At 60.5% G+C, this 11560-nt stretch carries 8 protein-coding genes and 2 tRNA genes; 8 read left to right on the forward strand and 2 right to left on the reverse strand.

Annotated features, from left to right (window positions below):
* The coding region (gene cobA / locus ACP5J3_RS06340) for a uroporphyrinogen-III C-methyltransferase (RefSeq protein WP_428494900.1) at positions 1 to 629 on the reverse strand (629 nt) is incomplete at its 3' end.
* A gap of 95 nt (positions 630 to 724) precedes the next feature.
* Here cobA and hemL point away from each other — a divergent pair.
* The 8 genes from hemL (at position 725) to ACP5J3_RS06380 (ending at position 10338) form a co-directional block, all read left to right on the forward strand.
* Positions 725 to 1996: a glutamate-1-semialdehyde 2,1-aminomutase gene (gene hemL, locus ACP5J3_RS06345; RefSeq protein WP_428494901.1), complete on the forward strand. Its 1272-nt coding sequence runs from the start codon at positions 725 to 727 to the stop codon at positions 1994 to 1996.
* 5 nt (positions 1997 to 2001) lie between these two features.
* Positions 2002 to 3114, forward strand: a complete 1113-nt coding sequence (locus tag ACP5J3_RS06350; protein ID WP_428494902.1) for a TIGR04053 family radical SAM/SPASM domain-containing protein — start codon at positions 2002 to 2004, stop codon at positions 3112 to 3114.
* 43 nt (positions 3115 to 3157) lie between these two features.
* Entirely contained in the window at positions 3158 to 3667 is a 510-nt protein-coding gene (locus ACP5J3_RS06355) for a hypothetical protein (protein ID WP_428494903.1), read from the forward strand.
* 403 nt (positions 3668 to 4070) lie between these two features.
* Positions 4071 to 4144, forward strand: a tRNA-Pro gene (locus ACP5J3_RS06360).
* Between the two features lie 436 nt (positions 4145 to 4580).
* Positions 4581 to 6242 (forward strand): PaRep2b protein, encoded by a 1662-nt coding sequence (locus tag ACP5J3_RS06365; protein WP_428494904.1) that lies wholly within the window; start codon positions 4581 to 4583, stop codon positions 6240 to 6242.
* A gap of 23 nt (positions 6243 to 6265) precedes the next feature.
* A tRNA-Arg gene (locus ACP5J3_RS06370) sits at positions 6266 to 6340 on the forward strand.
* Positions 6341 to 6832: 492 nt separating this feature from the next.
* The gene (locus ACP5J3_RS06375; RefSeq protein WP_428494905.1) at positions 6833 to 8776 is read left to right on the forward strand and encodes a hydantoinase/oxoprolinase family protein; all 1944 of its coding nucleotides are present in this window, start codon (positions 6833 to 6835) and stop codon (positions 8774 to 8776) included.
* Entirely contained in the window at positions 8773 to 10338 is a 1566-nt protein-coding gene (locus ACP5J3_RS06380) for a hydantoinase B/oxoprolinase family protein (RefSeq protein WP_428494906.1), read from the forward strand. The genes ACP5J3_RS06375 and ACP5J3_RS06380 overlap by 4 nt, the downstream gene beginning before the upstream one ends.
* 487 nt (positions 10339 to 10825) lie before the next feature.
* Here the strand turns inward: ACP5J3_RS06380 and ACP5J3_RS06385 are convergent, their stop codons facing one another.
* A complete protein-coding gene (locus tag ACP5J3_RS06385) occupies positions 10826 to 11077 on the reverse strand; it encodes a hypothetical protein (protein WP_428494907.1) in 252 nt (83 codons plus the stop codon).
* Positions 11078 to 11560: the final 483 nt, after the last annotated feature.

Genomic DNA, 11560 nt, shown 5'->3' on the forward strand with positions numbered 1-11560 from the left:
GTTTTTAGACACTCCTCGTCGGGGCGGTACGCCGATTTTATAACAGCCACCGGCGTATCCGGCGGCAGACCTCCGGCTAGCAACTCCCCCGCGATCTCCCCGGCGGCGGAGGCGCCCATGTAGACGATAATCGTGTCCACCGCCCCCGCCAGTTTTCTGAAGTCCACCTGGCGCCTCCCCTTTGAGGGGTCCTCCCTCCCAGTGACCAGCGCCACCGAGCTGGCGGTCCCCCTAACCACGGGGGGTATGTAGTACTTAGCCGGCGCCGCCAGCCCGCTGGTCACCCCCGGCACGAACTCGCACCGCACCCCCCTAGCCACCAGGTATTCACATTCCTCAAACCCCCTCCCGAATACCAGGGGATCCCCGCCGTGGAGCCTCACCACTACGTCGTACAGCTGCGCGTATTTATACAACAGCTCGTTTATCTCTTCCTGCGAGGGGCCCACGCCTCCGGGGCTCTTCCCCACGTCCACCACCAGCGCCCCGGGCTTAACTCTGGCGAGCAACTCCCTAGGGACAAGCCTGTCGTGAAGTACGACATCGGCGGTTTCGATCAGGCGGAGTCCTCTTACAGTAATAAGCTCGGGGTCCCCCGGACCTGCGCCGACGATATACACACGACCCACTCCAAGTCAAACAGGTGTATATATCAACTTGGCCGCTACATGCCCCCGTCAAAGACAGCGCCTTGAAACCTAAAAACTAGACTAATTACTAGGTCATGGTGTTTGACAGAGCTAGGAGAGTGTTTCCAGGCGGCGTCAACTCCCCGGCGCGGGCTCTGAAGCACCTGCCCGCGCCTCTGGTGGCCCAAGGCGCCGAGGGGCCCTACCTCTACACAGACAGGGGGAGGCTCGTGGACTACTGCCTGGCGTTCGGCGCGGTGATCCTCGGCCACGGCAACCCACGGGTGAGGGAGGCCGTCGAGGCCCAGCTGAGGCGGGGCTGGATATACGCACTCCTCACGGAGCAGGAGGTGGAATTCGCCGAGGTTATAACGCGCCACGTCCCCTCTGTAGAGAAATTGAGGATTGTAAGCACCGGCACGGAGGCCACTATGAACGCCGTGAGGCTGGCCAGGGGCTACACCAAGAGAGACGTCATCATAAAGTTCGACGGGAACTTCCACGGCTCCCACGACTACGTCTTGGTCAAGGCCGGGTCGGGAGCCGCCACCTGGGGGGTGCCCACAAGCGCCGGCATACCGCAGGACGTGGTGAAGCTTACAGTTGTGACTCCCTACAACGACACAGAGGCCTTCTACAAGGCCGTGAAGGAGGTGGGGGAGAGGCTCGCCGCAGTTATCGTGGAGCCCATAGCAGGCAACTACGGCTTAATCATACCCGACCGCGACTTCATAAAAGCGCTGAGGGAGGAGACGGAGCGCGTGGGGGCCCTCTTAATATTTGACGAGATAATCACAGGCTTTAGAGTGGGGCTCGGCGGCGCCCAGGGGCACTTCGGCGTCAGGCCTGATCTGACCACCCTGGGGAAGGTGATAGGCGGGGGCTTCCCCATCGGCGTCTTCGGCGGGAGGGGGGACGTGATGGATCTGGTGGCCCCCAGTGGCCCGGTGTACAACGCCGGGACCTTCAACGCCCACCCGGTCTCGGTCGCCGCGGGCCTGGCGACGCTGAGGGAGCTTGAGACCGGCCAGCCCTACAAGACTGCGAACGAGGCGGCGGAGAAGATAGCCAAGGCCGTGGAGGACGTAGCCGGGCGCGCTGGCTTCGACGTCGTGGTGAAGCAGATCGCCTCCATGTTCCAGCTCTATTTCAAAAAAGGAGATGTAAAAACGCCACAAGACGTGAGAGAAAGCAACGAAAAGCTCTACCTCAAGCTCCACGAACTAGCGATTAAACACGGCGTCTACCTAACCCCATCCCAGTACGAGGTGAACTTCACCTCCGCGGCCCACACCGGGGAGGTGGTGGAGGAGACCATAGCCGCCCTTGAGAAGGCCTTTACAGAATTAAAAAGCCAAATCGGGTAGTAGACGTGCGGTCTGTAGAGGAGCTCATAAAACGCTTCCACCAGGCCCCCCTCCTAGTTTTCTGGGAGTCGACGAAGGCGTGTCCCCTCGCTTGTAAACACTGCAGGGCAGACGCCATTTTAAAACCCCTCCCGGGCGAGTTGACGACGCAGGAGGGGAAGCGGCTGATTGAGCAGGTGGCGGAGTTCGGAGACCCCAAGCCGCTCTTGATAATAACCGGGGGCGATCCCCTGATGAGGGCCGACCTCTTCGAGCTGGTGGACTACGCCAACTCACTCGCCGTCCCCGTGTCGCTGGCCCCGGCCGTGTCCCCCAACCTAAACGCCGATGTCATGAAGGAGGTGAGAGACAGCGGCGTCAAGTCCATATCCATCAGCCTCGACGGCGCCGCGCCGGAGACACACGACGAGCTCAGAGGCGTACCTGGGAGCTACAGAGAGACTATAAACGCCATCAAGACCGCCGTGGAGATAGGCCTCCCAGTCCAGGTAAACACCGTGGTGTGGAGGAAGTCGCTCCATGAGTTGCCGGACGTGGCCCACCTCCTCAGGCAACTGGGGGTTAGGGTCTGGGAGGTCTTCTTCCTAATTGTGACGGGGCGCGCCAGGGAGGAGCTGGACATAACCCCAGAGCAGTACGAAGCCGCGGTGCAGTTCCTCGTAGACGTGTCGACGTACGGATTCCAGGTGAGGACCGTCGAGGCCCCCTTCTACCGCAGAGCGAAGATACAGAGGCTCAAGGGGGCGAGGTACGAAGACCCCCTCTACCAGAAGCTGGTGGAGAGGCTGAGGAGCCTCCTGGGGCCCCCCACCCGCGGCGTGGACCCCACCGTGGTGCCAACCCGCGACGGCTTCGGCATAATATTCATCGCCTACGACGGCACTGTGCATCCAAGCGGCTTTCTCCCACTTCCCCTGGGCAACGTGAGGAGGCAGAGCCTCGCCAAGATCTACAGAGAGCACCCCCTCCTCCTAAAGATGCGGAGGGGGGAATTCGGAGGGCGGTGCGGCGTCTGCGAATACAGAGACATATGCGGCGGCTCCAGAGCCAGGGCCTACGCCTACTACAAAGACCCCCTCGCAGAGGACCCCGCCTGTATATACAAGCCAGCAACTTAGACCCGCGCCGCTATATATTAAAAATGCCACACGACTCCTCTCCGTGATACTCATCTTCCACGGGTCCCGCGACGCTGACCGCAACGAACATGCGGCAGAGATAGCGCGGGCCATCGGCTTGGAATACGCGTTTCTATACGTCGAGCCCCGCTTCACAGGCGGGCCGGGCATACCCATGTTTATCTCGGACGGCGACGACTACAGAAAGGCCCTGGAGCTCTCCTCGATAAAAACACCCCCCCTGATAAAGTGGCCGGGCTTCGTCGACTACCTCAAGTCGCTGGGGGCGGGGCTGTACATATTCCACGGACCAGACAGAGGAGAGTCAAACCTGGGGCTACCAGTCGCGTTTCTAGAAGGCGAACCCAGCCTAGACGAGGCGCCGTGCGTAGAGACCGCCGCCCCCGTCGTCCTCACCCGGGGATACATATACAAGAAAATAGCCCAGAAATACGCCAGATGCAACGCAAAACTCCTGCCACCCCTCGGAGATCAGGGGGCATTCCTCCAATACCTAAAAACAGCAATAAAACAAGTAGTTTCAAATCTATAACATTTAACACAATAAATCAGAGTTTTGATAATCCACGACAAAACTACATTCTATTACACTTGATGCCCAGCGTGGTACTTAAAAGCTATCTTTTTGAGTCAATTCTGTTGACAAAGACAATACCAAATAGTGTTGTTAGTTACAGCCCTTGTGTTAGCTATTGGGGGAGGTGCTGTGGTGCTGGTAGAGGGGGTTTTGAGATACCGCCTCTCGCATATTACGACGGCCGTGGATACAAGCCTGTCCACGTGTCTTACGTAGGTGATTAGGACAAGGCATAGAGAGGCAGACGGCGAACAAAGAGAGAGAAACCTAAGCAGATAAATCTCGCCAGCGGCACCCTAGACACCATCACACGCCCAGATACCGAGGAAAAACTTAAAAACACACACAAAATTCGTAAAGGGCCGTAGTCTAGCCTGGTAGGATGCGCGGTTCGGGTCCGCGTGACCCCGGGTTCAAATCCCGGCGGCCCCACTACTTAGTTTTGGTGTCTCGGGGTGGGGGGTCTGTCCGTTTTGGGGTTGCTGTGTGGTGGCTGTGGTGTTTTTAACACTACGGAGGGTATCGGCCCTAGCCGTGTGGCGCCGCCGCGTGGCTCTGTTCTGGGGTTTGTGGGGGTGTGGTGTGGGTTGTCTCTGCGGCTTCGCCGCTTGGCATTGCGTAGTTTTCACATGTGCGTCTACCCCCGGCGTAGGAGCTTGATTGCTTCGACCCCCGCCGCGCCCGGCGCTTTTCCTCACCCGGCGGGCTCCCAGCACGTGTCGTAGACTTCTGCGCGCCGCCTCCGCCCGGCATCTCCCAGCCGCTTCTCGGCGCTACATATCCTTATGGGGGTTTTGAAATTCGGCGCTGAGGCGCCGGTTTAGAACGTCTAGACACCCCCGAGTGTGAGAAGATGGTGGAGGCGCCAATGCGGCCGGTCCCAGCCGCGGAGCCGCTCTCCGGCAAGCCCCACTGGGCCAAGGTGGCAGAGAATATGGCCTTCGAAAACGCCTCTCTGACGCGGTACTTCCTCTCCTGGCTGTCTATGTACCTATGGGCGGCGGAGGGCGACGGGAAGGCCGTGGCGGAGTTCCTCACCGCCGCGGTGATGGGAGACGGGAGTATACAGAGTGAAGAAGTGACGCTGATCATAGGCAGATTCTCCGCGGATGAGAAGAGGGCCGGGGCCACAACCCACATCCACAAGGCGGCGCTCGCCCTAGGCGTCTTGGCGAAGGCGGGCTATGCGCCGGAGAGGGTATACGCCAAAGTTGATGAAAAAAGCAGGTGGTTTGAACTGGCGTGGAGCGTCGAGAAGGCTCGGGACTTTCTGTCCAGCGCGTCTCTCTGGCTGTACGCGCCGGAGCTGGCTGGCGGCGCAGACGAGATAAGGGTTAAGTACTCCAAGGCGCTGGAGATTGTGGGCGTGGAGGCGAGGATAGAGGGCTTCACCGCCGAGGGCAAGAGGCCAAGGGCCAGGCTGGTGGTGAGGCTGGGAGAGGAAGAGGCTGAGTACTCGATACGCCTTGATAAAGGCAACGCCGTGGAGATTCGCTTCAACACAACCAGCCGCGAAGAGGCCGAAAGGAAGGCGGCGTTGCTGAGGGCAGTGGGCGTGAGAACGGAGGTGAAGAAGATCCACGACAAATCCCGCGGCCGCGACTTGTGGCGCATACAAGCCACCACCAATGCACTAGCCGCCGAGGCGGTGCATGAGGCTGTTAGAAAGGCGGTAGCAGAGTTCCTCTCACAGTGCAAAGAGGCCGGCGCCATCGAAGCGCAGACATACAGACGCCTCGCCGCGAAGTTCGAGAGGGGCGTGCCGGAGTGGGGTGAGGTTAGGTTCTCCGTAAAGCTGAGAAAAGGCAAAGTTGTAGAGGTGGTATACAAACCCAGAGACCCCCAGTCTTTTATGAAAGCGGTAGAGCTTCTGCGGGGGCTGGGGCTAAGGGACACATGCGAAGGGGAGTGGTGTTTAGTGCACTTCACCGCAAGGGAGCCGAGAGAGGGCGAGGAGGGCTACGTCTACATCACAGCCGACGGCCTTAGATACATCGGCTGGCTCGCCCTACACGGCGACGAGAAGGCCCAGCGGCTGAAAGAAATGCTCCTAAGAGAAGCCGAGGCGAGGGGAGAGGAGGTGCGTAGGCGGCTGGAGCAGTACTTCCGCGAAGGAGAGCAGTGGGGCTCCGTGAGGCCGCCGATAGAGAAGGAGGTCGAGGTGGAGGGCAGGAGGGTGAAGGTGCGTATAGAAGAGGTGGAAGCCGGCGTAAAGCAAAGCAAGATAAAGGAACACCTAGTCGTCAAGGTGAGGGCAAAGGTGGTTGAGGGAAACAGCGAAGCGGCGGTAGAGAAGGAGGCCAGGTTCTACAAAAGCGGCGGCGCGGTCCACGGCTACGTCTCTATACGCGGCGACGCCGAGAAGGAGCGCGAAGCGGACTACCTGAGAACGGCGGCTGTGCTGAAAGCACTAGGCGTAGAGAGCTGGAGCAGAAAAGAAAGAGAAGTACGCCTCACTGGCGGCGCCCTAGACGCGCTAATGAGGCTAGAGCCCGTATGCGCCGCCCTGGGCATATACCAAAAAACATAAAAACACCCAATACATTAGTAAAACGGCCCGTAGCTCAGTCAGGTTGGAGCGGCGGCCTTCGGAGCCGTAGGTCGTGGGTTCAAATCCCACCGGGCCCGCCTCGACGCCGTTCACCTATGTCACACTTGATGACTTAGCTGTGTACATGTGGTACTGACAGCGGCGTAGTATCATACGCGTCATATCATTACGGTTAAATTTTTGTTATTTAGCATGTATGGCTGATTAATAAAACTACTAAAACTACTATAGCAATTGCCAGTATATGTCTTCGCTTATGATACGGTCGATGCTGGGCGGCTCTGGCGGGTTGCTAACAATAGCACTAATCGCTGGCTTGGCACGCGGGCTTATACACACGACCGAGACGGCGTTCATCGCTGAGATGTATCCCACACATGCCCGCACCGCCGGACTCTCTCTTATCAATTTGACAACGCCATTTTCGCGGCGGCCGCCTTCCTCATCATGACATGGATTCCACAACAGGCGGGTGGTAAACCCGGGGCTGGGCTTCTCAACGCATCTATTTATATAGTCGTTCTATGCCTACCGACAGCCGTTATAATTGGGATTTTTAGGGAGAGGACATGATAGTGGCGGTGGACGTAGGCGGCACCTTCACCGACTTTGTGGCGGTGGATGAGGAGGGGCGCCTCTTGGCGTATAAAATCCTCTCGACGCCTAGAAAGCCGGAACAAGCCGTCGTCGATGGCCTCTCCCGGTTGCCGAAGGTGGAGGAGGTCCTCCACGCCTCCACAATAGGGACTAACGCCTTGCTGGGGCAGATGGGGCTGGAGTTGCCGAAGGTGGCTCTCTTCACCACGAGGGGGTTTAGGGACGTGATTGAAATTGGGAGGCAGAACCGGCCGAGGCTGTACGATCTCTATTTCGACAAGCCCAGGCCCATAGTGCCCAGAGAGCTGAGGTTTGAAGTTGACGAGAGGACGCTCGCCGACGGGACCGTGTTGAAGGAGGTGGACCCCGGCGAGGTTGAGCAGTACGCAAAGAAGGCCGTGGAGTCGGGCGTGGTTTCCGTAGCCGTGTCTTTCCTCCACTCGTATATAAACCCCTCAAACGAGGCGAGGGCCGGCGAGGTTCTGAGGAGGTTTTTCCGCTACGTGTCCCTATCCAGCGAGGTGGCGCCGGAGCCTAGGGAGTACGAGAGGACCTCGACGGCGGTGGTCAACGCCGCCTTGATGCCGCTGGTGGGCCGCTACCTGGAGGAGCTGGGGAGATACGCAGAGTCGCGGGGCGGCAGGCTCTACGTCATGTCCAGCTCCGGCGGGCTGGTGACCGCGGGGGAGGCCGCCAGGAAGCCGGTGCATTTAATAGAGTCCGGCCCAGCCGGCGGCGTCGTGGCCGCGGCGGAGTTCGCGAAGATTCTCGGACTGCCCCGTGTGATAAGCTTCGACATGGGGGGCACCACGGCCAAGGCCGGGACGGTGGTCAACTCGGAGCCCAGCATCACCACGGAGTACGAGGTGGGCGGCGAGGCGCACCACGGCAGGTTGGTAAAGGGCTCGGGGTACCCGGTGAGGTTTCCGTTTATCGACCTGGCGGAGGTGTCAGCCGGGGGCGGCACCATCATATGGAGAGACGAGGGCGGGGCGCTCAGGGTGGGACCCGTCAGCGCGGGGGCGGAGCCAGGCCCGGTGTGCTACGGACGGGGCGGCGCGGAGCCCACCATCACAGATGCTAACGTCGTCCTGGGGCGCGTGGCGCAGTTGCTGGGGGGAGAGATGAAGCTAGACGCGGACGCCGCCTATAAATCCTTCAGGCGGCTGGGCGACCCCGTGGAGGTTGCCTGGAGCGCCGTCCAGCTCGCCAATCTCGAGATGGCCAGGGCGGTCAGGCTGGTAACCGTGGAGAGGGGCCTCGACCCTTCTGAATTCGCCCTGTTTGCCTTCGGCGGCGCCGGCCCTCAGCACGCCGCGGAGCTGGCCGAGGAGCTGGGCGTCAAGACGGTGGTGATCCCCCCAGAGCCCGGCGTCTTCACGGCACTCGGCATGTTGTTTGCAGACAGCAAATTCGAGGCCAGGGCCTCCTACCCGAAAGACCTAGAGGAGGCCTACAGAAGACTTGAGGAGTCTCTCTCGCCCGTCGGCCCCACTTACTACGTCAGGCTGGCGGACGTGAGGTACCAGGGCCAGGGCTGGGAGCTAGTGGTGCCGGTAGGTAGACCCGCCTCTCTGGAGGAGGTGAGGAGGGCGTTTGAAGAGAAGCACCTCGCCACCTACGGCTTCAAGCTAGACAGGCCGATAGAGGTGGTCACTGTGAGGGTATTCGCGGTGGTGGCGCGGAAGAGGCCGAGACTGCGCGAGCCGGAGGCAACAGGCGAGCCCAGGCCTACATACCGCAGGGTATACTTCGGGGAGTGGGTAGAGACTCCCGTATACAAGAGGGAGGAGCTACCGCGCGGATTTAAGGCGGAGGGGCCGGCTGTTATAGAGGAGAGGCACTCGGCGACGGTGGTGCCGCCAAGGTGGAGAGTGGAGGTGGGCCCGCTCGGATCACTTGTGCTGAGGCAATGAGCTGGGAGCTTATCTACAGGGCCACGGTGTATATAGCCGAGGAGGCGGGGATTGCGCTTAGGAACTCTGCGTTTTCTCCAAACATTAGGGAACGTATGGATCACAGCGTTGCTGTGCTAAACGCCGATGGTGAGATTGTGGCGCAGGCTGAGCACATCCCCGTACACCTGGGCTCGTTCTACATCGGCGTGAAGAACATGTTCGAAGCTCTGCGCGGGGCTGGGGTTGAGCTTGAGGAGGGCGATGTGGTGGTTTTAAACGACCCGTACATATCGGGCACCCATCTAAACGACGTCATGGTCGTCACGCCGGTTTTCTGGCGCGGCCGCCTTGTGGCGTATTTGGTGAATAAGGCCCACCACGTAGACGTAGGGGGGCCCGTGCCGGGGAGTATAAACCCAAATGCCAAGACTATATACGAAGAGGGCTTCGTACTGCCGCCGGTGAAGATTATGAGGAGGGGGGAGCTCAATAGAGAGGTCCTCTCCGTCTGGCTGTCTAACGTCAAGACACCTGAGGCTACTCTAGGCGATTTAAATGCCCAGATAGCGGCTAACGTGGTTGGTAGCCGCCGCGTCGTCGACCTCTTTGAGAAATACGGCGAACGCGTCGCGGAGGCCTGGAGGGCGGCCATCGACTACGGGCGCCGCGTGGCGGAGGAGGAGATAGCCAAGTGGCCCAGGGGGGTCTACGCCGCCGAGGACTATCTAGAACTCGGCGATGGGTTTGTAAAGATCTCTGTGAGGCTCGCGGTGGATAGGTGCGTCGAGGCGGATTACACCGGCACAAGCCCGCAGGTGGAGGCCCCCCTCAACGCGGTTCTGGGGGTAACCTACGCCGCGACTTCCTTCCCCATTAGAAGCCTCATGCGGGGCGAGGTACCCACCAACGAGGGGTTCTACTCATGCATCTCCGTGAGGGCCCCCGAGGGGAGTTTGCTCAACCCCAGAAAGCCGGCGCCTGTGGCCGGGGGCAATCTCGAAACTAGCCAGAGGGTGGCCGACGCCGTCTTTAAGACGCTGTCGCAGGCCCTGCCGGACAGGGTGCCCGCGGCGGGGTCTGGGACGATGATGAACGTGATGATTGGCGGCGTCTACCAAGGCAGGTACTGGAGCTATTACGAAACCATTGGAGGAGGGACCGGCGGAAGGCCGGGTAAGCACGGCGTCTCGGGGGTCCATGTAAATATGACAAATACGCTAAACACCCCCATAGAAATCGCGGAGAGGGTATACCCACTGTTATTCACGGCGTACAGAATAAGGGAGGGTAGCGGCGGCCGGGGGAGGTGGAGAGGAGGCGACGGCATTATAAGAGCCTTTAAAGTGGCGGCGCCCACACGTCTAGCGGTACTTGCAGATAGGTTCAAAACAGGCCCCTGGGGCCTACACGGGGGAGAGCCCGGCAGACCGGGCCGCGTCTACATAAAGAAGGCAAGCGGCGAGGTGCTGGAGCTCCAGAGCAAGACTGTGGTGGATCTAGATCCAGGTGACGAGGTTGTAATCGAGACGCCGGGCGGCGGGGGCTGGGGCCCGCCCGATAGGCAACCCACAACTTTTTAAACTAGCACTCTGTGCTAAACCGGCGGGGGGTTGCACGGCGTGCCTGCCGTGCTCCGCCGACAGGCGGACCCAGGCTAGGGGGCCCGAAACCGGGGCCGGGCGCGGCCTCCAGCGACGTGCCGTCTGGGCTTACCGATGAGCCCCGGTCCAGGGGGGCGCCGGTCCCCGGGCTACTCCGGCCGTAGGGCCGGGGGGACCTGGGCATGCGGGGAAACGGCGGAGGTCCGGGAGGGAGCACGCCTAACCCGCAGCCGGCGCGTTCCCTGGGAAGCCGGGGGGAGAGACGCTCGGGCGGGCGCCGTGTGGAGTCCGCGTCGGCTCCGGGTAGCCGCCGCTTATCCCTCGACTCCGGCGGAGTTGACATACTCAACGGCGTGTATAGACGCTGGGCGTCTCGGAGGCCATGCGGGGTCCAGCTCCGTCTGACGTATTTCCTGAGTTAAAATCGTACACACTTCCTGAATCAGGAAAAACATACGACGTCGAGTCAGGAAGAGTGTAGAGGTGGGTTTGCGCCGTCTGCGTGGGGGCGCTTTACGCTCTGCCTGGGAGCATCTCCATGCCTGTCTCCTCGTCCACGGCGGCGCTGGGCTGTAGTCTGGGCGGCTCTGGCGGCTGGGAGTAACAGCTCCGCCGCGTGTCTAAGCGCATCGGATACATTCCCCCCGAAGTAGTTGTCGGCGAGCTCCCTAAGCCTCTCCGCTGTTTCGGAATCAAGCCTTACGCACACCACACGCATGTCCGCGCTTCCCCCAGCACAGAAAAGAAAGCGGCGGAGGAGGCGCGCGTCTGGCTGGGAGAGCAACAAAGACGGTTAAGGTGAGGAAGTGGAGCGGCCGAGGCACGGCCGAGGAGAGGCGCCGCGGCTGGCGGAGCGGCGTCAATAGATAGCTACAGCGCCATGTGTTAACAACGCGGCATTCAACTACCCCATCTATAATCCACCTGACTCAATGCCGTACATACTCCCTGAATCAGGAAGATTGTCCGATTGCAAGTCAGGAAGAATATAGATGGGATAGGTGAATGCTGTAGCTGGCTTTAAGCCCTGGTGTATATATGGCTGTCCACTACGTCTACCTCGCCGTCGCGGGCGTGTGGCGTACGCGGGCGCGGGGAGGCGCGGCGGCTGGGCGCCCGGTTGCTGTTAATTTATAAATAGGAAGCGTGCTACTACAGTCATGGGCTCAGCCAGCTTCGATTCACGCACGGCGGCTAGGCG

The organism is Pyrobaculum sp., from assembly GCF_049971835.1.
In the GTDB taxonomy this organism is placed as follows: domain Archaea; phylum Thermoproteota; class Thermoprotei; order Thermoproteales; family Thermoproteaceae; genus Pyrobaculum.

Excerpts from the sequence above, each read along its gene's own strand:
- hemL (WP_428494901.1), top strand. The coding sequence starts at position 725 with ATGGTGTTTGACAGAGCTAGGAGAGTGTTTCCAGGCGGCGTCAACTCC.
- ACP5J3_RS06365 (WP_428494904.1), top strand. The coding sequence starts at position 4,581 with ATGCGGCCGGTCCCAGCCGCGGAGCCGCTCTCCGGCAAGCCCCACTGG.
- ACP5J3_RS06375 (WP_428494905.1), top strand. The coding sequence starts at position 6,833 with ATGATAGTGGCGGTGGACGTAGGCGGCACCTTCACCGACTTTGTGGCG.
- ACP5J3_RS06380 (WP_428494906.1), top strand. The coding sequence starts at position 8,773 with ATGAGCTGGGAGCTTATCTACAGGGCCACGGTGTATATAGCCGAGGAG.
- ACP5J3_RS06385 (WP_428494907.1), bottom strand. The coding sequence starts at position 11,077 with ATGCGTGTGGTGTGCGTAAGGCTTGATTCCGAAACAGCGGAGAGGCTT.